The sequence below is a fragment of the Sphingobium sp. WR1 genome (genome assembly GCF_059693745.1).
The window spans coordinates 425924-450236 of record NZ_JCATID010000002.1 but is presented as its reverse complement, the minus strand read 5'-3'; the positions used below and the strand labels follow the sequence as shown (position 1 = coordinate 450236).

The 24313-nt window shown below is 65.1% G+C and carries 27 protein-coding genes and 1 tRNA gene; 17 read left to right on the top strand and 11 right to left on the bottom strand.

Going from position 1 to position 24313, the window contains the following annotated elements; genetic code table 11:
• Positions 1-226 (top strand): hypothetical protein (locus tag AC58EF_RS04770; RefSeq protein ID WP_497274942.1); only part of this gene is annotated, 226 nt, incomplete at its 5' end.
• A 24-nt stretch (positions 227-250) separates the two neighbouring features.
• Here the strand turns inward: AC58EF_RS04770 and AC58EF_RS04765 are convergent.
• From AC58EF_RS04765 to AC58EF_RS04755, 3 genes are all read right to left on the bottom strand, one after another.
• On the bottom strand, positions 251-1480 hold the full coding sequence (locus tag AC58EF_RS04765; protein ID WP_497274940.1) for a hypothetical protein: 1230 nt from the start codon (positions 1478-1480) through the stop codon (positions 251-253).
• A gap of 56 nt (positions 1481-1536) precedes the next feature.
• On the bottom strand, positions 1537-1818 hold the full coding sequence (locus AC58EF_RS04760; protein WP_497274938.1) for a hypothetical protein: 282 nt from the start codon (positions 1816-1818) through the stop codon (positions 1537-1539).
• Positions 1819-1864: 46 nt separating this feature from the next.
• Positions 1865-1955: transfer RNA gene (locus tag AC58EF_RS04755), tRNA-Ser, on the bottom strand.
• Positions 1956-2105: 150 nt separating this feature from the next.
• On the opposite strand from AC58EF_RS04755, the gene AC58EF_RS04750 reads away from it, so the two are divergent.
• Positions 2106-2996, top strand: a complete 891-nt coding sequence (locus AC58EF_RS04750) for a peptidylprolyl isomerase (protein WP_497274936.1) — start codon at positions 2106-2108, stop codon at positions 2994-2996.
• Positions 2997-3099: 103 nt separating this feature from the next.
• Here AC58EF_RS04750 and AC58EF_RS04745 read toward each other — a convergent pair whose 3' ends face one another.
• Positions 3100-3576, bottom strand: coding sequence for an Lrp/AsnC family transcriptional regulator (locus tag AC58EF_RS04745; RefSeq protein WP_497274934.1), 477 nt, complete (start codon positions 3574-3576; stop codon positions 3100-3102).
• A 154-nt stretch (positions 3577-3730) separates the two neighbouring features.
• Between AC58EF_RS04745 and ald the strand changes: the two genes are divergently transcribed.
• The 6 genes from ald (at position 3731) to AC58EF_RS04715 (ending at position 9426) form a co-directional block, all read left to right on the top strand.
• The gene (ald, locus tag AC58EF_RS04740) at positions 3731-4846 is read left to right on the top strand and encodes an alanine dehydrogenase (RefSeq protein WP_497274932.1); all 1116 of its coding nucleotides are present in this window, start codon (positions 3731-3733) and stop codon (positions 4844-4846) included.
• A 345-nt stretch (positions 4847-5191) separates the two neighbouring features.
• A complete protein-coding gene (locus AC58EF_RS04735; protein ID WP_497274930.1) occupies positions 5192-6022 on the top strand; it encodes a sulfite exporter TauE/SafE family protein in 831 nt (276 codons plus the stop codon).
• A gap of 89 nt (positions 6023-6111) precedes the next feature.
• The gene (locus AC58EF_RS04730; protein WP_497274928.1) at positions 6112-6822 is read left to right on the top strand and encodes a response regulator transcription factor; all 711 of its coding nucleotides are present in this window, start codon (positions 6112-6114) and stop codon (positions 6820-6822) included.
• Complete coding sequence (locus AC58EF_RS04725) at positions 6815-8161, top strand: sensor histidine kinase (protein ID WP_497274926.1); 1347 nt, start codon at positions 6815-6817, stop codon at positions 8159-8161. The genes AC58EF_RS04730 and AC58EF_RS04725 overlap by 8 nt, the downstream gene beginning before the upstream one ends.
• Entirely contained in the window at positions 8161-8721 is a 561-nt protein-coding gene (locus tag AC58EF_RS04720; protein WP_497274924.1) for a hypothetical protein, read from the top strand. Before AC58EF_RS04725 ends, AC58EF_RS04720 begins: the two co-directional genes overlap by 1 nt.
• Positions 8722-9057: 336 nt before the next feature.
• On the top strand, positions 9058-9426 hold the full coding sequence (locus AC58EF_RS04715; protein WP_497274922.1) for a hypothetical protein: 369 nt from the start codon (positions 9058-9060) through the stop codon (positions 9424-9426).
• A 134-nt stretch (positions 9427-9560) separates the two neighbouring features.
• Here AC58EF_RS04715 and AC58EF_RS04710 read toward each other — a convergent pair whose 3' ends face one another.
• Positions 9561-10763 (bottom strand): phospholipase D-like domain-containing protein, encoded by a 1203-nt coding sequence (locus tag AC58EF_RS04710; protein WP_497274920.1) that lies wholly within the window; start codon positions 10761-10763, stop codon positions 9561-9563.
• 124 nt (positions 10764-10887) lie between these two features.
• Between AC58EF_RS04710 and rpoZ the strand changes: the two genes are divergently transcribed.
• Positions 10888-11232 carry a DNA-directed RNA polymerase subunit omega gene (rpoZ, locus tag AC58EF_RS04705; RefSeq protein WP_179044100.1) on the top strand — a complete coding sequence of 115 codons (345 nt, stop codon included), beginning with the start codon at positions 10888-10890 and terminating at the stop codon, positions 11230-11232.
• A gap of 394 nt (positions 11233-11626) precedes the next feature.
• Here the strand turns inward: rpoZ and AC58EF_RS04700 are convergent, their stop codons facing one another.
• The gene (locus AC58EF_RS04700) at positions 11627-11980 is read right to left on the bottom strand and encodes a glycine zipper 2TM domain-containing protein (RefSeq protein WP_497274918.1); all 354 of its coding nucleotides are present in this window, start codon (positions 11978-11980) and stop codon (positions 11627-11629) included.
• A gap of 380 nt (positions 11981-12360) precedes the next feature.
• Positions 12361-13071, bottom strand: a complete 711-nt coding sequence (gene ung, locus AC58EF_RS04695; RefSeq protein ID WP_497274916.1) for a uracil-DNA glycosylase — start codon at positions 13069-13071, stop codon at positions 12361-12363.
• 83 nt (positions 13072-13154) lie between these two features.
• Here ung and bla point away from each other — a divergent pair, with 83 nt between their 5' ends.
• Genes bla through AC58EF_RS04680 form a run of 3 tightly spaced genes read left to right on the top strand, consistent with a single transcriptional unit; the run spans position 13155 to position 15736 of the window.
• Positions 13155-14213, top strand: a complete 1059-nt coding sequence (bla, locus tag AC58EF_RS04690) for a class A beta-lactamase (protein ID WP_497274915.1) — start codon at positions 13155-13157, stop codon at positions 14211-14213.
• A gap of 54 nt (positions 14214-14267) precedes the next feature.
• Positions 14268-14624, top strand: a complete 357-nt coding sequence (locus AC58EF_RS04685; protein WP_497274989.1) for an Mpo1-like protein — start codon at positions 14268-14270, stop codon at positions 14622-14624.
• Between the two features lie 44 nt (positions 14625-14668).
• Complete coding sequence (locus AC58EF_RS04680; RefSeq protein ID WP_497274913.1) at positions 14669-15736, top strand: GNAT family N-acetyltransferase; 1068 nt, start codon at positions 14669-14671, stop codon at positions 15734-15736.
• Here AC58EF_RS04680 and AC58EF_RS04675 read toward each other — a convergent pair.
• Entirely contained in the window at positions 15714-16583 is an 870-nt protein-coding gene (locus AC58EF_RS04675; protein ID WP_497274911.1) for a cupin-like domain-containing protein, read from the bottom strand. The genes AC58EF_RS04680 and AC58EF_RS04675 overlap by 23 nt on opposite strands.
• Positions 16580-17704, bottom strand: a complete 1125-nt coding sequence (locus tag AC58EF_RS04670; protein WP_497274909.1) for a GNAT family N-acetyltransferase — start codon at positions 17702-17704, stop codon at positions 16580-16582. The genes AC58EF_RS04675 and AC58EF_RS04670 overlap by 4 nt, the downstream gene beginning before the upstream one ends.
• Before the next feature lie 145 nt (positions 17705-17849).
• On the opposite strand from AC58EF_RS04670, the gene AC58EF_RS04665 reads away from it, so the two are divergent.
• The 4 genes from AC58EF_RS04665 to AC58EF_RS04650 all read left to right on the top strand — a co-directional run bounded on the left by AC58EF_RS04665 (position 17850) and on the right by AC58EF_RS04650 (position 21556).
• Positions 17850-18851: an NAD-dependent epimerase/dehydratase family protein gene (locus tag AC58EF_RS04665; protein ID WP_497274907.1), complete on the top strand. Its 1002-nt coding sequence runs from the start codon at positions 17850-17852 to the stop codon at positions 18849-18851.
• A gap of 289 nt (positions 18852-19140) precedes the next feature.
• On the top strand, positions 19141-20151 hold the full coding sequence (locus AC58EF_RS04660; RefSeq protein WP_497274905.1) for a KpsF/GutQ family sugar-phosphate isomerase: 1011 nt from the start codon (positions 19141-19143) through the stop codon (positions 20149-20151).
• Positions 20148-20957: a 3-deoxy-manno-octulosonate cytidylyltransferase gene (gene kdsB, locus AC58EF_RS04655; protein WP_497274987.1), complete on the top strand. Its 810-nt coding sequence runs from the start codon at positions 20148-20150 to the stop codon at positions 20955-20957. Before AC58EF_RS04660 ends, kdsB begins: the two co-directional genes overlap by 4 nt.
• A 5-nt stretch (positions 20958-20962) precedes the next feature.
• A complete protein-coding gene (locus AC58EF_RS04650) occupies positions 20963-21556 on the top strand; it encodes a histidine phosphatase family protein (protein WP_497274904.1) in 594 nt (197 codons plus the stop codon).
• Positions 21557-21559: 3 nt separating this feature from the next.
• On the opposite strand, the gene AC58EF_RS04645 is transcribed toward AC58EF_RS04650, so the two are convergent.
• Entirely contained in the window at positions 21560-22609 is a 1050-nt protein-coding gene (locus tag AC58EF_RS04645) for a S66 peptidase family protein (protein ID WP_497274902.1), read from the bottom strand.
• Between the two features lie 2 nt (positions 22610-22611).
• Positions 22612-23055, bottom strand: coding sequence for a cupin domain-containing protein (locus AC58EF_RS04640; RefSeq protein WP_497274900.1), 444 nt, complete (start codon positions 23053-23055; stop codon positions 22612-22614).
• A gap of 51 nt (positions 23056-23106) precedes the next feature.
• Here AC58EF_RS04640 and dapE point away from each other — a divergent pair, with 51 nt between their 5' ends.
• Positions 23107-24270, top strand: coding sequence for a succinyl-diaminopimelate desuccinylase (dapE, locus tag AC58EF_RS04635; protein ID WP_497274898.1), 1164 nt, complete (start codon positions 23107-23109; stop codon positions 24268-24270).
• Positions 24271-24313: the final 43 nt, after the last annotated feature.

Here is a 24313-nt window from a genome sequence, read left to right as displayed (position 1 = left end):
TTTCGGGATGCTCGCGAACGGCAGCACTCGGTCGAACCCGCCGTTGGTCAAAATCGTCGCGGGCGACGGATTTGTCCCACGATACGGCATTCGCTCTGCAGCGAAACCGACCCTCTATTGCCGTTCAGCCGCCGATTTCCGTTCCCAGCTGCGGTCGGTCTGCTTCATCACTATGCACGCGAAAGACTGGCTGGCAGGAGATTGTCCTAGATTTCTTGGAACCTAAGCAGACGCCCGATATCGAGAAAATCTAGCTTTCTGTACCCCCTAACGTGTCATCATCGAGTGGACGCCAGCTATGAATGAATAATCGGGGATCGGCCATACCACCTCGCGAACCGCGGCTAAGCTCGGCTCTGACTTCTATTAGTCGGTCGCGCGGGACATTGAGTCCGGGGGCCGCGCCGTTGACCAAGGCGGTCCCGCCCCAGTCTAGTTTGAACTGAAGTCCGTCAACGACGTCCGACAGCACGCCGGAATAGGTCGAAAGTTCGGGACCAGGCGCAGAAGACGAGATACTTGCGGCTTCTTCTCGGTCGAGCTCGCGCCAGTCATAGATCTCGAGCTCCCCGTCGCCGGTCAACGACGCTCTCACCTCGACGAGCGCACCCATCGGCACCCATCCGAGCGTATCATCTGGCACGACAGGGGCATAGTTTGCCCCATCGATGGTCTCGAAGGTGACGGCGCGCCCGTCGTGAATCTCGATCATCCGTCCGACGAAGATTCCTATCGGTCTATCGCTGCGCGGCGTCCAACCTTCGATGGCGTAGGCCCGACCGTACTTTGCGAGTGGACCGCGCAGGCGGAAGTCAGCGACACGGCCGTTAGGGGGTGTCTCGCCATCTTTGTCGAGTTCAATATCGTGGCTACCATCAACGGTGTAGACCTTTGGGGCGCCGTCGTCATGATCGAACAGGCCGACAACGTCGAGCTGAGGAGGCTTGTATTCGGTGGAAGATAGAGGATCGCTTGCAGCAAGCGAAGGCGCATTTCCGGCTTGGGGCGAGCCCTCTGCAAAGTCGGACGAGAATTCTTCGGAAACGGGTGCCGCACTTTCCGTCGCGAGCGATTGCACCTTTTCGATTGCTGGCATGGCGTTGCGCTCGACGAGGAATTCTTTCTCCGAGGTCCGGAACCCACAGCGGGCCGCACCGCTTTCGATGCAGGCCGTCGCAATCTCCGTGGCGAAGGAACTGTCCCTGTCGCCGTTCAGCATATCCGCGCCACTGAGTGCCAAGGCCGCGAGAGCGATCCCTGTGCTGGTCGCCGGGTCGCGGAAAATAACCACAAGGCGCGCGCGGAAGCTGCCGCGACCGAGGTGGACGATTTCAGTCGCTTCGAGCTCCCCCTCCACGAATTGTGATTGGATGAAGAGTACGAATTCTGTGCCCAGCGCAAGTGCGCGCTCTGCGCGTAGGCGACCGTTGGTCTCGATGAAGAATTCGATTTCGGCGTTAGAAAAGGGCTGCATAATCATGCTGTGTTAAAAATATCCCTGCAAAATAGCCGGCAAAAAGTCTGGCGTCGAACGCACTACAATCCGAGCTTGCTATGAACTTTCGACAGGAAATCGACATCACTTTTGTTCAGGCCCTTTTCTTTTGTGCCCTCATGCGCCCAGTTATTGCGCAGCGTGAATGCTTTGTGACTCAGTGGCGGCGCCAAAGTGGATCGAACCATCGATATGGAATCGACAGTTTTCACTTCCGTACTGCCGGCTATCGGGGCGGAGAAATTTGACGGAAATTCCATATTCCCAGTTTGGTTTTGACTCTCTGCAGTACCAAACCAGAATGGAAAGGCGCGGTTTTGCACCCAAATTCCGAATTTTATCTAATGTTTTGAACTACTTAAGACTGTATGGCGGAGCGGGAGGGATTCGAACCCTCGATACGCTTTTGACGTATACTCACTTTCCAGGCGAGCGCCTTCGACCACTCGGCCACCGCTCCGCATGAACCTGATCGTCGCTGTAAGCGGCGTGGATCGGGTTCCATTCCAATCGCACTGGAAAGCGGCTCCCTATCGTGCGTCGGGCGGCTAGGCAAGGGGCATTGGATCGAGGACTTTACTTTATCCGATGCGCCTTGTTTGATCGCTTCATGACCTATCGCCTCTGCGCCGCGCTCCTTGCCTTCCTGACCGCTCCGCCCGTCCTTGCCGCCGATCCGCCCGCCACGCCGGCCGCCGTCGTGGCGCGGGCGCCGGCGGCCGCCTGGCAGGCCGTCCCCGCCGACGAATTGCTGGTCATGACCATCGAGGGCGGCAAGCGGATCGTGATCCAACTCGCGCCGGCCTTCTCGCCGCGCCATGTCGCCAATATCCAGGCGCTGGCGCGGGCGCATTGGTGGGACGGCACCAGCATCAACCGGGTGCAGGACAATTATGTTACGCAATGGGGCGACGCGACCGAGAAGAAACCGATGCCGCCGGGCCTGTCCGCCACCAGCGCGGATGACTATGGACTGCCGCTCGCCAATCGGCGGTTGCGGGTCACGCCCTTGCCCTATGCCGATCCCTATGCGCCGACGACGGGCTTCGCCGGCGGCTGGCCGGTGGCGATGGACGGGGCATCGGCCTGGCTGCCGCATTGCTATGGCTATGTCGGCGTCGGTCGCAACGTCTCGCCCGATGCGGGAACGGGCGCAGAGCTTTACGCGGTGATCGGGCAGGCCCCGCGCCAGCTCGACCGCAATATCGCCGTCGTCGGCCGCGTGGTCGAGGGCATGGCCCACCTGTCCAGTCTGCCGCGCGGGTCGGGCGAACTCGGTTTCTACACGCCGCAGGAACATCCGGTGCCGATCCTGTCGGTGCGTCTGGCGAGCGAATTGCCCGAGGCGGAGCGGCCGCGCGTCCAGCAGATGGATGTCGCCTCACCCAGCTTCGCCGACTATCTGCGCCTGCGCGCCAATCGAAAGGATGATTTCTACGATCGCCCGGCTGGCGGCGTCGACCTGTGCAACGCGCCGGTGCCGGTCAGGGCTGCGCCTTGAGCATCGTGCGCAAAAGCCTGTCCTGAGCTTGCCGAAGGGTGGGCTTTTGCGCAACAAACGATGCGATAAACAAAAAATATCAGAGCGCTCGACCTGCACCAGATCAAACGTCGCGCGCTCTGATCCCCCGCAGCCGATAGCCGCGCCAGTCGCGGATGCGGCGGATGGCGAAGCTGGTGCGGATCGCCGACACGCCGGGCAGGCGGGCGAGGCAATCGCGGTGGATATCGTCGAACCCCTTGAGATCGGCCGCCGCAACACGCAGCAGATAGTCGGCATGGCCCGCCATCAGATGGCATTCCAATATTTCGGGAAAGTCGGCGACGGCCGCTTCGAACCGGTCCATCGCCTCGCGGCTCTGGCTGGTCAGGGAGATTTCGACGAAGGCGTGGAGGTCGAGTCCCAGCACGACCGGATCGAGCCGGGCGGCATAGCCGGCGATCACGCCGCCATCTTCCAGCGCCTTGACGCGACGGTGACAGGCGGAGGCGGACAGGCCGATCAGCTCGCTCAATAACTGCATCGATCGTTGCGAGTCGGCCTGAAGCGCTTCCATGATCGCGACGTCGAACCGATCCATGCAATGAAATCCCGTTGATTAAATGAAATTCGGGATATCATCCCGAGCGCGCCAGTCAAAGCTGCAAAATCAGGGAACATTCGCCGCTCGACCCGCGCTATCATCGGGGCAGGGCGGCGTGATCCTGTTCACGCCCAGCTTCTGGAGAGACAAAATGATCGTCGGCACCGTCAAAGAGATCAAGAATCACGAATATCGCGTCGGCCTGACGCCCGAAAGCGTGCATGAGCTGACCGCCCATGGCCATCGCGTGCTGGTGGAAACCGGCGCGGGCGAGGGTATCGGCGCGAGCGACGCGCTCTATGAGAAGGCGGGCGCGGAGATCGTCGCCACCGCCGCCGAAATCTTCGCCACGGCGGAGATGATCGTGAAGGTGAAGGAGCCGCAGGCCAGCGAGCGCGCGATGCTGCGCCCCGGCCAGATCCTCTACACCTATCTCCACCTCGCGCCCGATCCCGAACAGACCCGCGACCTGATCGCCTCCGGCGCGACCTGCATCGCCTATGAAACCGTGACCGACGCTTCGGGCGGCCTGCCGCTCCTGAAACCCATGAGCCAGGTCGCCGGCCGCATGGCGATCCAGGCCGGCGCGACCGCGCTTGAAAAGGCGCATGGTGGCCGCGGCGTGCTGCTGGGCGGCGTGCCCGGCGTGCTGCCGGCCAAGGTCGTCGTGATCGGCGGCGGCGTCGTCGGCTTCAACGCGGCGCAGATGGCCGCGGGCCTCGGCGCCGACGTCACCATCCTCGACCGCAGCCCCGAAGTGCTGGAAAAGCTGGGCATGTATTTCGAGGCGCGGGCCAAGACCCGCTTCTCCAACCGCGCGAACCTGGCGGAATGCGTGGCCGAGGCGGATCTGGTGGTCGGCGCGGTGCTGATCCCCGGCGCGGCCGCGCCCAAGCTGGTGAGCGCGGAAATGCTCAAGACGATGAAGAAGGGCGCGGTGCTGGTCGACGTCGCGATCGACCAGGGCGGCTGCTTCGAAACCAGCCACGCCACCACCCATGCCGAGCCGACCTATGTCGTGGACGGTGTCGTGCATTATTGCGTGGCGAACATGCCGGGCGCGGTCGCGCGCACCAGCACCTATGCGCTCAACAATGTGACGCTGCCCCATGCGCTGCGCATCGCCGAGCTGGGCTGGAAGGAAGCGCTGCGCCGCGACCCGCACCTGCGCGAAGGCCTCAACGTCTGGGACGGCAAGGTCACATATCAGGCCGTCGCCGAGGATCTGGGCCTGCCCTATACCCCGGCGGAAGACGCGATCGCCTGACAGGCCTGTTCCCGGTTCCCCGGCGCTCCGACAAGCGCCGGACAAAGCGGCGCCAGCCCTCCCTTGGGGCTGGCGCCCTTTATTTTCCCGACGCGCGCCTCTTTCCATCGTCGCCGATTGTTTCCCCCTCGCATCCGGCTTGGGAGAGGGACGTGCGGGTTCCCGCCCCTCGTTCGTCTAGTCGGGCAGGGGGACATGACCACATGCCCCCCATGCAGCTTGATTCCGCCGAAGAGAGGCATGGTTTAACGTCATGGTCGACATACCCAAATTCGCCGCCTTGATCCGCAAAGGCGAACGCAGCAACATGCGCGCTGGCCGCACTGGGCAGGAAGGGGCGCGCTGATGCAGGGCGATATCATGACCTGGCTGGTTCCGCTCGTCGCCATGCTGGCGGCTGGCCTGCTCGCCGGCTTTGCCGCGGGGATATTCGGGATCGGCGGCGGCTTCGTCGTGGTGCCGGCCCTGCTGGTCGTCCTGCCGCTGCTGGGCGGGACCAGGGACGCCATCGCCCATGTCGCGATCGGCACGTCGGCGGCGACCATCATCGTCACCTCGATCCGCTCCCTCTTGTCCCACGCCAAGCGCGGCGCGGTGGAATTTGAAGTGCTCAAGACATGGGCGCCCTGGATCGTGCTGGGCTGCGGCGCGGGCGTCATGCTCGCCAGCCATGTCGATGGCACGACGCTCAAGATGATCTTCGGCGGCGGCGTCATGCTCATGTCGCTCAACTTCCTGCTGCCCAGGGTCAGCGGCAAGGTGCTGAGCGACACCATGCCGTCGGGCATCGTCCGCGTCGGCATCGCCGGGGGGCTGGGCACCTTTTCCTCGCTGCTGGGCATCGGCGGCGGCACCATCGCCATCATGGTGATGACGCTGTGCGGCCGCACCATCCACCGCGCCATCGCCACCGCGTCGGGCATCGGCACGCTGATCGCCATTCCCACCACCATCGGCTTCGCCATCATCGGCCTAAAGGAAGGCGGCCTGCCCTGGGGGTCGCTGGGCTATATCAACATCCCCGCAACCTTCGCCATCGCTTCCATGTCGATGCTGACCGCGCCGCTGGGTGTGGCCGCCGCGCACAGCCTGCCGGCGGGTCCGCTCAAGAAAATCTTCGGCGTCTATCTGCTGATCATCGGCGCGCTGATGCTGCGCGCCGGCCTCAAAATCTGATCGCATCCGCCGGATCGGTCGGACCTTCGCGCGCCCTAACAGCCTTTGTCACTGGCGGCCTTCGTCATTATGGCTAAGGCGGGGGAGTTATGGCGCAGTCCGATCCGATTTCCGTCTTGCTGGTGGAGGATGACGCCGCCGCGCGCGCCAACATCGCCGCCATCTTGCGCGACGCCGGCATGGAGGTGGAGCAGGCCGAAGATGGCCCGGCCGGCCTGCACCGCGCCGGCAGCGGCGGCCATGACGTCATCATCCTCGATCGTATGCTGCCCTATCTGTCCGGCATCGACGTCGTCACCCGGATGCGCGTGGCCGGTGTCGGGGCGCCCGTGCTGATGCTGTCCGCGCTCGGCCGCAGCGAACATCGGGTCGAGGGGCTGGAAAGCGGCGTCGACGATTATCTCGCCAAGCCCTTCGAGCCGGACGAGCTGGTCGCCCGCGTCCGCGCCCTCTGGCGCCGCGCCAGCCGCCGCAGCCATGATCCGGTGCTGCTGTTCGGCGACCTCGAATGCCATGTGAAGGCGCGCACCGCATTCCGCCAGGGCCGGCACCTGCCGCTGTCGCCCAAGGAGTTCGAGCTGTTCCGCTACCTGATGGACCATGCGGGCGAGGTGGTGACGCGCGAGATGCTGCTGCGCCATGTCTGGAAACTGAGCTTCGATCCCCAGACCAATGTCGTCGACGTCAATGTCGGACGCCTGCGCCGCAAGCTGGAGGAGGGGTTCGACAGCCCCGTGCTCGAAACCGTCTGGGGAACCGGCTATCGCCTGATCGCCCGGACCGCGCCGGCAAGTGCCTAGGCCCGGCCTGTTCCGGTCGGTCTTCGGCCGGGTCACGCTGATGGCGCTTCTCGTCAGCCTCCTGTCGACCCTGGCGCTCTATCTGGTGGTGCGGCAGATCGTCGACAATGACGGTCGGGCGATGCTGGCGCGCGAAGTCGACACCGATCTGGCGGGCCTCGCCGATATCTATGTCAGCGGCGGCCATGCGGAACTGCAGGCGCGCATGGCGGATCGCTTCGCGGTCCATCGTCAGGATGGCGAGCAGGTCTGGTATCTCCTGACCGACGCCAATGGCCGCCGCATCGCCGGCAATCTCGACCGTTGGCCCGCCATCGCGCCCGAAGTGTCGGAGGCGCGCTTCGTCGCCCTGCCCGGCGGGGAGCGGATGTTCGCGCGGGCGACGCAACTCGGGCCGCAGATGCGGCTGGTCGTGGGCCACAGCGACCATCGCGGGCGGGCCTTGCAGGGGCGGCTGACCATGGCCTTCGCCACGGGCGGCGCGCTGATCGCCATGTTCAGCCTGCTGGCCGGGCATCTGGCGGCGCGGCGGCTGCGCGAGCGGGTCGAGGCGGTCAACGCGACCTTCGCCGCCGTGCGCGCGGGCCATATTGAGGCGCGCGTGCTGGCGGCCGGGGACAGCGATGAACTGACCGAACTGGCCGTCAATACCAACGCCATGCTGGATCAGGTCGAACGGCTGATCGAAGCGCAGCGCACCGTGTCGGACCAGACCGCACATGAAATCCGCACCCCGCTGATGCATCTCGACACCCGCATATTGAAGGCGATGGAAGCGACGCAGGACAAGACGCTGCTGCATACGCTGGACCAGTCGCGGGCGGAGATACGCGGCGTCGTCCGCCTGCTCGATTCGCTGCTCGACATTGCGGGCACGCAGGCGATGCGCGGCGACCTGCGCGGGCTGGCGGAAATCAATCTCAGCGACATCGCCGAAAATCTGGCCGATCTCTATGGCGCCAGCGCCGAGGAGCTGGGGATCGGCTTTCATGCCCGCATCGCGCCGGACATCCTGTTCCGCGCTGACCCGATGCAGATGATGCGGCTCCTGTCCAACCTGCTCGACAATGGCTTCAAATATGTTCCGAGCGGCGGGAATGTGTCGCTCGAACTGTCGGCTGGCCCGCGCATCGTCGTGCAGGATGACGGTCCGGGCATTCCGCCCGCCGACCGGCGGCGCATCTTCGAACGCTATGTCCGGCTGGACGGTGCGCCCGATGGCGGCCATGGCCTTGGCCTTTCCCTTGCCTTGGCGATTGCGGAACGGCATGAGCTTTCCCTTCATGTGGAGGATGCGGCGCCCGGCGCGCGCTTCGTCGTCCAGCCGGAGGAGGGATGATGATCAGGCTGTTGCTGCCCGGATTGCTTTTTGCCGCGGCGCCGGGCGCGCCAGCGGCCGACATGCTGCCCGATGACCCGGTGCTGCGGACCTTGCTGGAAGGCGACGCCGCGCAGGCGGACGGCGATCATGCCGCCTTGCTCGACAGGGTCGAGGCGCTGCAGGCATTGGGCGCGACACCGGCGGAGGGGCAGGACGACCTCGCCGCCTTCTGGACGAAAGAGGCGAGCGACCATGGCGTTGCATCGTCTGCGCTGGGTTTCCGGGGCCGCGCGCTCGGACCAGCCTATCGGCGCGGTTCGCTCGTGCCGGGGGCCAGCCTGACCATGCGGCAGCTTTTCCTGGGCGGGCAGCGTGCCCAGATTTTGGTCGCGCCCGCTGGCGGGGCGACGAACCTTTCCCTCCGGGTGCAGGGCGCGGACGGCTCGACGCTCTGCGCCAAGCCGGTCGGCGGGCCGCAGGTCGACTGCGCCTGGATGCCCCTCTTCACCGATCGCTATAATATCGTGATCGAAAATGGCGGGTCGGCGCCGGCACGCTTCTATCTGGTGGTGCGTTAGCGTAACACACGGACATCGCTAGTGGTTTGATTTTGACGTTTGCATCCCCTGACGGTTGGGATGCGTCTGCAAATGTCAAAATCGTAAAATCCACTAGAATCAAATATTTCTAGTGGTCCGAAAAGATTCTGGCATTCGTGTGCGACATCGCCTCAAGCGGTACCGAATGTCAGAATCGGCCACTAGAGAAAACGAGGATTCCGGCTGCCCTCGGCGCTTCGGTCCGTCGTCATGCGGGCTCGCTTCGTCCATTCTGCACATCCGTTCAGGCGGAAAACAGCCGGGTCGGCGCGTTGTGCAGCTAGTGGTTCAGATCAGCAAAGAGGAGAAGAACCCATGTACCGTTCGAAGCTTTTTGCCGCCGCCCTGCTTGGCCTGGCGCCCGCCGCGGCGTTGGCCCAAAGCCCCGAAGGCCCGACAAGCTATGAGGAGCAGCTGGCGCAGGTCGAGGATCAGCTCGTCTATCAGGGGCCGATCGCTGGCGTGGAGAATAATTACTGGTTCAACTATCAGACCGACCTGGCCGAAGCGCGCAAGGAACTGACCAAGGATCTGCGTCAGTCTTCCGATGCCGAGGATAATCGCGACGCCTGGGAGGAATATCGGTCCGAACTGGCCGATGCCCGCGGCGACTATGCCCAGGAAATGGCCGAAAAGGGCTATCCGGTGGGTGAGGTTCGCGTCCTGCCCGGCGCTGGCCGCTGATCGCGAGGGGAGGGGGCATCGCCCCCTCTTTCGCTAGAATCGTTCCGGATCAACTTGAACCGGAACGACACTAGGACCCTTTGTTTTCCGTGATTTCCGAGTCGCCAAATGATTCCATTTGGCTCGAAATCACTCTAATCCGCATCGGGATCGCGGAAATTCAGCCGCCGGGTCACGGTATAGTCCAGCACGCCGACGAGCAGATAGCTGATCCCCTGCTTCAGCAGGGTGAGGAATGTGCGGCTCGCCCGATGCTGTTCCAGCGTAATGCCGCGGCTGGCCGCTGCCTCGCCGGCCACGAACGTCCGCACCGCTGCGGCGAATCCTGCATCCTCGATCCGCAACATCACCTCCAGGTTGAGGAACAGGCTGCGCATGTCGAAATTCGCCGATCCGATGAAGACCGCGTCGTCGATGACGAGCAGCTTCATATGCAGCTTGCAGGGCTGATATTCGCAGATCTCGACCCCGCGCCGCAGCAACGGGCCATAGAGCAGCCGCGCGGCGGCGACCGTCGCGCCATTGTCGGACTTGGCCGGCAGGATGATCCGCGCGCCCTGACGCCTTGCGGCGCGGGCGATGCGTTTCAACATGCCCCGTCCCGGCGAAAAATAGGCCTCGATCATGTCGACCCGCCGGGCGTGCTCAAGATCATGTTTCACGACCTGCGCCCACGGGCTGAGCCGCCGCGTCGGCCCACCGATCAGCCAGCGGAAGGGATCGGCCGCGTCATGATGCAGCGCCGGATGCCAGTTGCGCACCATCCGCCGCAAGGTGCGGAACCGTTGCTTCTTCGTCGACACCCAGCGCCAGAGCTGACCATACCACCGCGTCATCGCCTCGACCTGGTCGCCCTCGACCAGCAGGCCCAGGTCGCGCCAGCAATCCTCCGCCGGAATGCCGAAATAGCCATCCTCGACATTGAAGCCGCCGATCAGCAGCCGCGCATCGTCGGCGATCGCCATCTTCTGATGGTTGCGGATCAGATAGCGGGTCGATCGCCGCGTGCCGAACCGGCCGAAATGCGCGCCGGCTTCGATCAGCGGCGCGAAAAAGCCGTCGGGCGTATGGCTGGACCCGAAGCCGTCGACCATCAGCGTCACCGCCACGCCGCGCGCTCGCGCCGCGATCAGCGCGTCGCGGACCATCGTCCCGCTGCCGTCCTGCGCGAAGATATAATAATAGAGTTTGAGGCTGTGCCGGGCATGGTCGATCAGCGCGATCAGCGCCTCGCGCAGCGCCGCCCCCTCGGTGATCAGGCGCAGCCGGTTGCCGCCCAGCGTGACGCATATTTCCCCGGTGTCGGCGGCGGGAGGGGCGGGCTTGACGGTCGCCATATCTGCTTCATGCCTCTTTTGGCCGCGCCATGCCACGGCTTTATGGCCTTTTCATTGACTCTGCCGAAGGTCGCTGCTAGGCGCCGGGTTCACGACTTCCATTCGTTGTTTCAGGAGGCCCTATTTGGCCCGCGTTACCGTCGAAGATTGCGTCGACAAAGTTACCAACCGTTTTGACCTCGTCCTGCTCGCCGCCCAGCGCGCGCGGGAGATTTCTGGCGGCGCCGAGCTGACGCTCGACCGCGACCGCGATAAGAATCCTGTCGTCGCCCTGCGCGAGATCGCCGAAGAGACGGTCATGCCTGACGACCTCCACGATTCGCTCGTCGCGTCGCTGCAAAAGGTGCAGATCGACGATGACGACACGCCCGACGAGATTGGCTCGATCGCCCAGTCGGCGGAGGCTCTGCGCCTGACCGCTGCTGCGCCGCCGCGCAACCAGAATATCGGCGGCGATTACGACGGCTGATCGCCTGACAAGTTTGGAGAGGGAATGAGGCCCGGCCCGCGCAAGCGGGACCGGGCCTCGACCTTTTCCGGCCAGGGACGCCGGAAAAATGGGAGCGGTGGACCTCTGGAGTCGGATGACATCAGGTCGCCTTACCTCGTCATTGCGAGCGCAGCGAAGCAATCCAATGTCACCCCCTATGGATTGGTTGGGCTTCGCCCGCCTTCGACTCGCTGCGCTCGCAAAGACGATTCAGACAAATGTCATCCGACCATAGAGAAGTGCAGGGCTTCGACTGGCTCAGCCCGAACGGAAAAAGAGGTGGTCCTGGCTGAACGCTCCCTGCTCCAGGGCGCGCCTTGGATTGAGGAAAGGCGGGATGGCCTTTGTCGGAAGCCATCCCGCGCCCCGCCTGTCAGCACTTGGAATTGCGGTCGATCGCCCGGCCGGCCAGCGCACCCGCGCCCGCGCCGATGATGGTGCCCGGCGCACGGTCGCCTCGGGTGTCGACGGCGCGGCCCAGCAATGCGCCGGCGACGCCGCCGACCAGCAGGCCGGTGGTGCCGCCCGACTTGCGGCAGCGATAGCGGCGATCGTCACGATAACCGCGGCGGTCGGCATAATAATGATCGCGCCGGTTATAATCGCCGCGATAGTGGCGGTCGTGGCTCCAGCGGCGGTCGTCGCGCGCATAGGAAACCGACGGCACGACGGCGGTCAGGGTGGCGGCGGCGACGGCGGTGGCCAAAATGGCTTTGCGGATGTTCATATATTCTCCTCCAGACCTGAAATCCTTGATTACAGGCGGAGATATGGCACCGATTCCTTGATTCGATCCTGAACCGGACTGTTATCTGCCGTTCAGCTTTAAAGGCGGGGTAGCGGAAAGCCCTTGCCGTCCTGCGCAAACCCCTTTCAATGTTGGATTTTTTCTGCTCCATCCTGTCGGATGAAGCCCCTTGCCAAGCCTCTATTGCCCGGTGTCGATGCGGCGCGCAGTTGCGTCCGCCTTCATGTTCCTCGCGCGTTGCGTCACCGTCCCGCAGGTGGCGCTTCGCAGGCGCGTTTGTGACGCTTCGCGGGCGCAATCGGGCGAAATCGCCCCACGACAGTGTGAACTTCGCTGCGTCGCGCGCAGGGCGCGTCGTTCTACAGCATTGCCCGCTGGTCCGCGCCGACCGCCGGCAAGGCCCAGTCGATCGGCCCGCGCCCCTTCGCTTCCAGAAATGCATTGGCCTTGGAAAAGGGTCGCGACCCCAGGAAGCCATTATGCGCCGACAGCGGGGAAGGGTGGGCCGACTTTATCACCAGATGGCGGTCCTGGTCGACGAAACCCGCCTTGCGCTGGGCATAGGCGCCCCAGAGCAGGAACACGACCGGTTCCTCCTTCTGCGCGACGAGCCGCACGATCGCGTCGGTGAAGCTTTCCCAGCCCTTGCCCTGATGCGAGGCCGCGCGCCCCATCTCGACCGTCAGCACGCTGTTCAGCAACAGCACGCCTTGCTTGGCCCAATGTTCCAGAAAGCCGTGGCGTGCCGGCGCGATGCCCAGATCCGCCTGCATTTCCTTGTAGATATTGACCAGCGACGGCGGGGTGCGCACGCCGGGCTGGACCGAAAAGCACAGGCCATGCGCCTGCCCCTCGCCATGATAGGGGTCTTGTCCCAATATCACCGCCTTCACCTGGTCGAGCGGAGTGAGGTCCAGCGCCCGGAAATATTCGCTGCCCTTGGGGAAGATGCGTTTGCCCGCCGCCTTCTCCTCCTGGAGAAAATTCTTGAGCGCCTGCATGTGCGGGGCGGCGAATTGGTCGGCCAGCGGGGTGCGCCAGCTTTCGTGCAGCTTGATCGTATCGCTCATGGTCGCCGGTGATGGTCCGGCGGGGCCTGCGCGTCAACCATGGAGGCTTGCCATGGCCGCTGCATTGCGCGAGGGAGGTCGCTATGCCGCAATTGCCCCGTTCCACTGCCTGTCTGGCCGCCCTTGGTCTGTTCTTCACGCCGCTGCCCAGCGCCGACGCCTTCGGCCCGCCGCCCAAGCCGCTGGTGCAGCAGACGGCGGAGGCCAAGCTGCTGGCCGAGTTCGAACGTTTCGCCACCCTGTCGGACGGCACGGTCGGGATCGCGGTGCGCGACCTTCAGACCGGCGAGACGCAGAGCTTGAACGGCGACACCCTGTTCCCGATGGCCAGCGCCTACAAGGTGGCCGTGGCGGGACGCATCTTCGCGCTGGTCGATGCGGGCGAATTGCGGCTGGACGATCAACTGGCGCTCGACCCGGCCTTGGCGAGCGAAGGCGGCATCGCCTGGATGTTCTCGCGCCCCGGCGCCAGCCTTTCGGTCGACCGGCTGCTCGAACTGATGCTGCAAAAGAGCGACAATAATGCGACCGACGTGCTGGTCGCGCGCGCCGGCGGACCGCAGGCGATCACCGGCTTCGTGACGAAACTGGGCGTCACCGGCCTGCGGGTCGACAGCGACACCGCGCATCTTCTCTACCGCGCCATGGGTATCCATCCCGTATCGGGCAGCTTCCGCCAGAATGCCGACGCCGCGCGCCGCGCCGATCCGCTGCTGGTGACGCGCGACATTCGCGACCTGCCCAATCTGGCCTTCGCCATGGAGCCGCAGGACACGTCCACCCCCTCGGCGATGCTCGACCTCATCACCGCCTATGAATCGGGGCGTGCCCTGTCCGCGGCCAGCACCCAGCGGCTGTTCACCATCATGGCGCATTGCGAGACGGGGAAGGCGCGCATCGTCGGCATGTTGCCGCCCGGCACCGCGGTCGCCCACAAGACAGGGTCGCTCAACGGCACCGGCAATGATGTCGGCATCGTCCGCCTGCCGGACGGCCGCCGCTTCGCTGTCGTCGCCTTTGTGATGAAGGACAGCAAGGGACATGTCGCGCGCGACCGGATCATCGCCGAGGCCACCCGCGCCGCCTATGACTATTTCCTCTATGCTCCGGAAAGAGCCCACGGTTTGACGCATAAGGCTTAACAACGATCAGGTCAGTCGTTACGCTGGCGGCAAGAGAGGATAGCCGTGATCAGCATGACTCGCTTCCGCGATTTCTGGCCCTATTATCTGCAGGAACATGCGCAGCCCGGCACGCGTGCGCTCCATTATGTCGGCACCAGTCTGGTCGTTGCGCTGGCGGCCGCCACGCCGTTGACGGGGCGTTGGTGGCTGGCGACGGCATTGCCGCTGGCGGGCTATGGCTTTGCCTGGATCGGCCATGGCCTGGTCGAACGGAATCGCCCCGCCACCTTCCGCTATCCGCTCTGGTCGCTGCGTGCCGATTTCGTCATGTGGCTGCGTTTTCTGACCGGCCGGATGAAGCGCGATCTGGCCATGGCCGGTGTGCGGCCGGATGGCACCGTCGATCCTGCCCGGCGCATCACCGTTTAAATCGACCGCTTGACCCCGCCCGGCGCTCTGCCACAAGGGGCGCCATGTCCCTTACCGCGACCTTTTCCCGGCCCGATCGCGCGGCTCTTGCCCGACGCTGGCAGGCGCTGGAGGCACGGTCGGACGCCTCCTTCTTCCTCGGCTGGACCTGGATGGGGGCCTGGCTCGACAGCTATGCGATCCAGCCCGAACTGCTGGCCGTCACCGACGGGGAGGGACGGGATGTGGCGCTGGCGTTGGTGGGCCATGCGATGCAGCGGCGGCTTCTGGGACCAGTGGCGACACTCAGCCTCAACCAGTCGGGCGATCCGGCGGCCGATCGCCCCTATGTCGAATATAACGGCCTGCTGACGGAAACCGGCCGCGCGGTGGAGGCGTCCGCCGCGGCGATCGATGCGCTGGCCCGTCGTCGCGACTGGCGCGCGCTGCGGGTGAGCGGGATCGCGCCGGACGCGCCCCTACTGGGCCTGCCCGCCCGCCGTCGCACCTGTGTCGATGCGTCGCCCGTCTATCAGGTCGATCTCGACGCCGTGCGTGCGGCCGATGGCGATTATCTCTCGCTGCTCAGCGCTAATACGCGCAGCCAGATCCGCCGTGCGATCAAGGATCGGAGCGGCGCGCCGCCCGCCATCGTGGCCGCCACGCTGGCGGAGATCGAACCCTGGATCGAGGAGATGGCCGCTCTCAACCGAGGGCGGCACGCTGACAATGCGTGGGACGATGCCGGATTCCGGGATTTTGTAGCGACTATCTCGGCGCGCGGCCTGCCGACCGGCCAGGTCGAGCTGTTGCGCTTCACCGATGCGGGAGAGGTTGTCGGCCTGCTCGTCAATTTCGTGCATCGCGGCGTGGCGATGAACTATCAGTCGGCCTTTGCCGAACCGACCGGAGCCAAGGACAAGCCGGGGCTGCTCTGCCACGCGGCGGCGGTCGGCCATTATGCGGCCCGTGATCTGGCGCGTTATAGCTTCCTTGCCGGCAAGGATCGATACAAGCAGAGCCTGTCCACCTGCGAGGAGCGGTTGGAATGGTGGGTGATCGAGCGTTTCACGCCCCGGCTGGAGGCCGAGGCGCTGCTGCGCCGGCTGTTCAGGCGCCCAGTTTCCGCATGATGCGGTAGAAGAATCGGCGCAGTCCTTGTTCCTCGGGCCGTGCGCTGACGGTGCCGACGGGCAGGCCGCGCTTGCGCAGCAGCGCGTTGAAGCTGTGCAGTTCGCCCTCGGCAACCGACCGTTCGGACCGCCATGTCACGGACAGGCTTACCGACACGGCAGGGCCGTTCTCGACGAAATGCGGGGCCTTGACCGGCACATGGATGGCGTCGCCGGGTACCAGGGGAAAGGCGATGCCGCGCGTCTTGAACCCATCCTGCCACAACAGGTTGCGATGCCCGCCATTGTGGAAATCCTCGCTCTGCTGCGCCGGCACCAGTTGCTCGTCGCGCGCGGGGAAGACCGTCATGGTCTTGGTGCCCATGATCTGGAGCAGGATATTATGCTCCGGGTCCATGTGGAAGGGCGTGACGCTGTCGGGGGAGGAGAGGAAGATGAAAGCCTCCCGATGCAACATCGGCCCGGTCTGCCCGGCGACGATCGGCTCCAGTTCGGCCAGCGCCCTGTCGAGCAGCGCGGCATAGACCGGATCGCGCTCGACATTTTTGAGCACGGCCCAACTGCCGTTGCTCTCGATCGTGCGGATTGTCTCGCCCAGGGTCAGCCCGTTGGACGGCGTATCCTCCGGCCTGATGCCCAGCGGCAGCTTGCCCAGATTATATTCGACCGAAGCGGCGGGCATCCGTTCCGCCAGGTCCGCCAGCGCGTCCAGGCTCAGCAATGCATGGCCCGCCAGCCCATGGGTCAGCTTGACCGGCTGGTCGGGATAGGCGGCGGCGAAGGTCGCGCGCGCGCTGTCGGGGAAAGTGGCGACCGCGCCGGTCATGGTGGAGCTATGGGCGGTCATTCCCGTCCTTTCAGAAAGCGCGCTAAGGTTTCGGCGCCGTTGGCAAGGGTGAAGGCAGCGGCGCGCTGGAGCCGGGCCACGCCCCTGCCGCGCAGGGCGATGCGATATTGGACGATGGTGCGGCGCTCGGCCCACAGGCTGTCGATCATCGGATGGTCGGCGGCGGCGCAACTGTCCATCCAGCCGATGGCAGGATCGCCCTGCACGGCATGGAGATTGGCGATCTCGATCAGCACGCCCGGCGAAAAGCGGCCCAAAGTCTCGTCGATCGCGATCTTGAAGGAAAAGGCGCCGTCGCCGTGGCGGAAATTGACCAGCATGGCGATCGGTCGCGCGTCCAGGTCGATGCGCAGCATGTGCAGCCGCCCCGCCGCGCCGGCGGTGGCGCAAGCGTCGCGGAAAAAAGCGGCATGTTCGGGCTTGCAGGCGAGCGCCGTGCCTTCCTTGCCCTTCCATCCCGATGCTTCGAGCGTCAGGAAGGCATCGCACCATTGGTGAAGTTCCGCCATATCGGTCAGCAGCCGCTGCTCGACCGTGCCCAGTTCGGCGAGGCGTTTCTGGAGGCGGCGTAGTTCCTTGCGTTTCTTGGACCGCACATGGGCGTCCCAATAGGCGTCCGCATCCAGAGTCGACCGCAGCATCGCCCGGTCATAGCGATGGATTTCGCGACGACCGCGCCGCTGTTCGACGCAAAGCGCCTCGATCGCGACGGCGTTTGCGCCGGCGGCGTCGATCCCCTCCAGATGCAGGAAGCCATGTGCCCAGGGCGCGGCATCCAGCTGGGCCATGAAGCTGCGCCAGGCGGCCAGCTCCTGGCCTTGTCGGATGATCGGGGCGCCAAAGAAGCAATGGTCGTGCATCCAGTTGGCGACACAGCCGATCGGCAGGCGGCCATGGCTGCTCTGCGCAACGACCGGCAACAGGCCGATCAGGCCTTCGTCCGTCCGTGCCTGAACCAGCCGGACCACAGCATCGGCGGCCAGATGGTCCAGCGCCGGACCCAGCATATCGGGGCCGTAAAAGGCGTTGGCTTCTGCCGCATCCAGCGCCAGCGCCGTCCAGCGCGCACGCTGCGCCGGCGCATCGCACGAAAGAGGCGGTGGATGGAAAACCATATCCATGTTCACCCCTTAGGCAGGAAAGATTAGGGAAAGCCTAAGCAAGAAGAGCCGGAACCGGCGCATTCGGGCGATAGTGCCCCAGGGGGCTTTACATCGGCTGTCGCTTCGGCAGAGACGGGGCACGGCATCCTGAGGAGAAAAAGGCATGACGATTCTCGTCACTGGCGCAGCGGGTTTCATCGGTATGCATGTCGCCGATCGCCTGATGGCGCAAGGCCATGCCGTGGTCGGCATCGACAATCTCAACGATTATTATCCCGTGTCGCTCAAGCGCGCGCGGCTCGACGCGCTGCACCGGGCGCATGACAGGCTGTTCACCTTTCATGAACTGGACTTTGCCGACATGGGCGCGGTTCAGGACGCGCTGCACGACCAGGTGATCGAATCGATCGTCCATCTGGGCGCGCAGGCGGGCGTGCGCTATTCGCTGATCAATCCGCACGCCTATGTTCGCTCCAACCTCGCGGGCCATGTGAACATGCTCGAACTGGCGCGCGAGCGCCGCGTGCGGCACCTGGTCTATGCCTCTTCCTCCTCGGTCTATGGCGGCAATGACAGCCTGCCTTTCCGCGTCGAGGACCGGACTGACCATCCCGTTTCGCTCTATGCCGCGACCAAACGCGCCGATGAGCTGATGAGCGAGACCTATGCCCATCTCTTCCGCATACCGATGACGGGCCTGCGCTTCTTCACCGTTTATGGCCCCTGGGGCCGGCCCGACATGGCGATGTGGATATTCACGTCGAAAATCTTGGCCGGCGAGCCGATCCCCGTCTTCAACCACGGCCGGATGCAGCGCGACTTCACCTATATCGACGACATCGTGTCGGGCATATTGGGATGTCTCGATCATCCGCCCGCCGACGATGGCGCGGTCAAGGCGGGTGGCAGCCGTGCGCCGCACCGGCTCTACAATATCGGCAACAACCGGCCCGAAGAGTTGATGCATCTCATTTCGGTGCTGGAGGATGCGATCGGGAAGAAGGCGGAAATCGACTTTCAGCCGATGCAGCCGGGCGACGTCCATGCGACGTTCGCAGACGTGAGCGCCATCGCCCAGGACATTGGCTTCGCGCCGAATACCGCAATCGAGTCGGGTGTGCCGCGATTCGTCGACTGGTATCGAAGCTATCACGCCATCCATTAGGATAGCGCACGCACGAGACGCAAAAAGGATGCGCCGCTTGTCGCGGCGACATCTCGTCTTGCCGTGTTTCGACCATGCCCCGGCCGACATTCTTCGCAACTTTTTTCTTCGCATGTGCAAAATGGTTTGCCATAAGTGTCTGATACGGCGTAGACCGTCGCTCTGCTCCGGCCTTTGCCGGCAGGGGTCGCGATAGTGAGGGAAGGCGGCACGCCGAATTCGGCGGTTCGTCGCCGCGTGTGTCCGTGAGTTGGAGGCTTGCGACACAGGCGGGAAAAAGGGCAAGCGCGTGTCGATATCAGCATCCAAGATCGTGCCTTTCGGTTCAGGCGGACGTATCGTTGAAACCGCGTGTCGAAGCCTGTCGATCGCAGCGAACGGCCTTCACGCCCTTGAAGCCCGCTTCAGCGAACGGGAATTCGCCGCCAATTTCCTTCGTCTGGTCGGCGTGATGATGAATGTCCGCGGCCGCGTGATCGTCACCGGCATGGGCAAAAGCGGCATCGTCGCGCGCAAGATGACGGCGACGCTGACCTCCACCGGGACGCCCGCCATCTTCCTGCATCCCGCCGACGCCGGCCATGGCGATCTGGGGATGGTGACGCCGGACGACGTGGTGCTGATGCTGTCGCACTCCGGGGAGTCGACCGAACTCGGCCCGATCATCCAATATTGCAAGCGCTTCGCCATCCCCCTGCTGGCCATGACCGCGCGGCCGCAGAGCACGGCGGCGCTGGCGGCGGATATCTGTATCCTGATGCCGGACGTGCCCGAAGCCTGCCCCAATGCACTGGCACCGACCACCTCGACCACGGTGCAGATGGCATTCGGCGACGCGCTGGCCGTGTCGCTCATGGAGATGCGCGGCTTTTCGGCCGACGATTTCTATAAATTCCATCCCAACGGTCGGCTCGGCGCACAGCTTCTCAAGGTGCGCGAACTGATGGCGACGGGGGATAATGTGCCGTCGGTGCGCGAGGATGCGTCGCTGCTGGATGCCACCATCGAAATGACGCGCGGCCGCCTGGGCGGGACAGCCATCGTCGATCAGGGCGGCCATCTGATCGGCGCCTTCACCGATGGGGATTTGCGCCGCACCGTCACCGGCAAGCAGAATTTGACCGAAGCTGTCGGCCGTTTCATGACCACCACGCCGCAATCGGTTGGGCCTGACGAACTGGCGTCCGAAGCACTGCACCTGATGCATGAGCGCAATATCATGTTGCTTTTCGTCTGCGAAAATGGCCGCCTGAAGGGCGCACTCCATATGCATGACCTATTGCACGCCGGGGTTGCCTGAACCATCTCGTCGTCATTCCGGCACGGGCTGGGTCGACCCGTTTGCCCCGTAAGCCGCTGCGGCTGATCGCCGGACGCACCCTGCTACATCGGACGATCGCGATGGCGCGGGCGGCCATCACCGATCTGCCGAATATCGCTCTGGTCGTAGCCACCGACGACGCGGAAATCGCAGATCATGCGCAGGACGTCGGCTGTCCGGCGGTCATGACCGACAGGGCGATCGCCACCGGATCGGGCCGAGCCCTCGCCGCGGCGCTGGCCATGCCTGTGGCCCCGCAATTCGTCGTCAATCTCCAGGGCGACTCGCCCTTCCAACCCGAAGGCGCTTTGAGTGCGGTGATCGTCGCGCTGGAGCGGGGCGCGCAAGTCGCGACCCCGGTGATCGCGCTCGACTGGCCATCGCTCGATGCGCTGCGCGAACACAAGGTCCGCTCGCCCTTCAGCGGCACCAGTTGCGCCCGCGCGCCGGACGGGCGAGCGCTCTGGTTCTCCAAGACGATCATCCCGGCGATCCGTGACGAGGACAGGCTGCGCGCCAGCCAGCCGGTTTCGCCGGTCTGGCGGCATGTCGGCCTCTATGGCTATGCGCTGGAAGCGCTGCGCCGGTTCGAGGCCTGCCCGCCGACCGCGCTGGAAAGGCTGGAAGGGCTGGAGCAGTTGCGGCTGCTGGAATTGGGCATCCCGGTCATGACCGTCGCGATCGACCCGCCCCGCTTCGACAGTTCGGGTATAGACACCGAAGCCGACATAGTCCGCGTCGAACGGCTGATCGCCGAGCATGGCGATCCCACGCCGCCGCTCTGACCGTCATGCGTAGCATTTTCGTCATCCGCCACGGCAACACCTTCGCCAGTGGGGAGGAACCGCGCCGCATCGGATCGCGGACCGACATCCCGCTGGTGGACAGCGGCCGCGAACAGGCGGCGAGGCTGGGGGCCTGGTTCGCCGGCCAGCCCTTCGCCATCGGTCGCATCCTTGCCAGTCCCTTGCTTCGCGCGCGGGAAACGGCGGAGGCGATCGCAACCGCGACCGGTCATACCGCGGACGGCCCATGCGACTGGCTGAGTGAGATCGACCATGGCCCCGATGAAGGGCGCCCGGAGGCCGAAGTGGTCATGCGGATCGGCGCGGCGGCGCTTGCGCGATGGGAGGAGCAGAGCATCGCACCCGATGGCTGGACAGTCGACGCGGACATGCGCCTTGCCGCCTGGCTGGCCTTCTTCGCCGAAGCCGGTGCCCAAGCCGGGGAGGCGGACCTGCTCGTCACCAGCAACGGTGCGGCCCGCTTCGCCCTGCTGGCGCTCGGCCTGCCCCCGCGCAAGCTGCGCACGGGGGGCTTCGGCGAGTTTTCCGTGGATCGGGACGGCGCCGTCCATCTGGTCCGCTGGGACGAACGCCCCTGATCCTCACGTAACGGCCGGCTCCAGCAGCCGGATCGTGCCCGCGGTCGCATCCATTTCCGCCTGCACGCCGAGCGGCAGGCAATATTGGTCGGCGACATGGCCGAACTGGCCGCCCTGGAAGGCGGGGATGCCCAGCGGCTCCAGATGCTGTTGCAGCACTTCGGACAAGGTGAAACCGCCGAAGCTGGCGCCCGCCGGGCCGCAATCAGTGCATTGCCCGAACGCCACGCCTTTCAACTTGCCCAGCACCCCTGCCAGCTTCATCTGGGTCAGCATCCGGTCGATCCGGTAGGGCTGCTCGCCAATATCCTCGATGAAGAGAATGGCGCCCGAAAAATCGGGCAGCCAGGGCGTGCCCATCAGCGCCGCCAGCACGGTCAGGTTGCCGCCCAGCAGCCGCCCGCGCGCCACGCCGGGGCGGAAGGTGCGGATGCGTCCGGCGCGCTGGACCAGCCGGTCCTCGTGCGCCTCCGGGTTGGCGAAGGTCGGCGTCGCGCCGTCGAAGGCGACGGCGCGGAACGCGTCCCAGCTATAGCGTCCCCATCTGCTCGACGCGACGGGACCATGGATGGTGGTGAAGCCCGCCCTGGCCGCAAAGGCCATGTGCAGCGCTGTGATGTCGGAATAGCCGATCAGCAGCTTGGGGTTTTTCCGAATGGTCGCGAAATCCAGCAGCGGCAGGATACGCGCGCAGCCCCAGCCGCCCCGCACCGCGAACACCGCCCGCACCTCGGGATCGGCGAACATCATGTTCACGTCCGCGGCGCGGTCCTTGTCCTTGCCCGCCAGATAGCCATAGCGTTCGGCCAGATGCGGCGCGGGCTTGGGCTTGAGGCCCATGGCGGCGATGGTGTCCTTGACCAGATCGAGGTCAAAGGCGTCGTCGGTGAAACCGGCCGGCTCGATCAGTCCCACAATATCGCCCTGCCGCAGTCGCGGCGGCCGGATCGGCCCGGCGGTCGCGCCTATCGCGGGCATATGCGCCGCCGCCAGCATTGCGCCCATGCCCGCGGTCCCCGCGCCCTTCATCCACGCGCGGCGGTCCATCTTCATCGTCAATAGCAGCTCCCGTCCTTGTGGCGGTAGGCTCCGCCCGACCATAGCAGGTCGATATCCGAATAATGGCAATCGCCCGCGGGCGGACGGCCGAAGGCGATGAACACGCAATCCTCCGCGCTTTCATTGACCAGATGATGGCCGTTGGGTTCGCCCTTGGGAAAGGCCGCCATGTCCCCCGCATGGAGCAAGGTGCGCGCGCCATCCTCCACAAGCACCGCCTCGCCCGCCAGCATCACCACGAACTCGTCCTCATCCTCATGCCAATGGCGGTGGGAGGAGGCGGAGCCGGGCTTCAGCACCACATGGCTGACGCCAAAGTCGGACAGTCCCGTGGCCGGCCCAAGCCGCCGATACCAGCGCCCTTTCACGATACCGGCATGTTCGGCCGGATAGCCGGTGCTGTTCGTTTGTCCCACGTCTTCAAGCGCGATCCTTGGCACGCCTTTCTCCTGCCGCTGGTCAACGGGTCCAGCTTTCGCTAACGCCGCGCAATGAGCATGACCAGCCCCAATGACTCCAATGACCCCCAGGAAAATGTCGTGGCCCTGGCCCAGCGCCTGCTCGCCTGCCCGTCCGTGACACCGGCTACCGGTGAGGTCTTCGCGGTGCTGGAGACGATGCTGGCGCCGCTGGGCTTCACCGTCGACCGTTTCGTCACGGGGGAGGCGCCCGATGGCCCGGTCGAAAATCTGCTTGCCTGGCGGACGACCGGGGCGGGGCCGCATTTCGCCTTTGCCGGGCATCTGGACGTGGTGCCGCCGGGCCCGGGCTGGGCCAGCGATCCCTTCACGCCCGAAATTCGCGGCGACCTGCTCTACGGCCGGGGCGCGGTGGACATGAAGGGATCGATCGCGGCCTTCGTCGCGGCGCTCCGCGACCTGCCCGAAGACCTGCCCGGCACGATCAGCCTGATCATCACCGGTGATGAGGAAGGCCCGGCCGTCTATGGCACGCTGGCGCTGATGGACCGGATGGCGGCGCGCGATCTGCGCCCCGATATGTGCCTGGTGGGCGAGCCGACCTCATCCCGGCGTCTGGGCGACGTGGTGAAGATCGGCCGGCGCGGGTCGGTCAATATGTGGATCAGCGCCGCGGGCAGCCAGGGCCATGTCGCCTATCCGCATCTGGCCGACAATCCGATCCCCCGGCTGGTGCGCATCCTGACGGCGATCGAGGCGGAGGTGCTGGACGAGGGCACCGACTGGTTCCAGCCCAGCAATATCGAGATCACCGACCTGGAGGTCGGCAATGCCGCGCATAATGTCATCCCCGGCAAGGCGACGGCCCGCATCTCCATCCGTTTCAACGATCAACATAGCGGCGCGTCGCTGATCGAGCGGATCAAGACCATCGCCGCCGTCGAAGGCGGCACGGTGGAGGCGCGGATCAGCGGCGAATCCTTCCTGACCCAGCCGGGCGCCCTGTCCGCGCTGGTCAGCGGCGCGATCCGCGACGTGACCGGCGTGGAAACCGAGCTGTCGACCACCGGCGGCACGTCCGACGCGCGCTTCCTCTCGCGCCTCTGCCCGGTGGTGGAGTTCGGCCTGAACAATGCGACCATGCACAAGCTGGACGAAGCCGTGGCGGTGCAGGACCTGCACGATCTGGCGCGCATTTACGCGCTCGTCGTGGAGCGGGCGCTGGCGAAGGGCTAGGCCTGACGCGCGAACCCCGCTGATCAGGACAAGCGCGCTATAC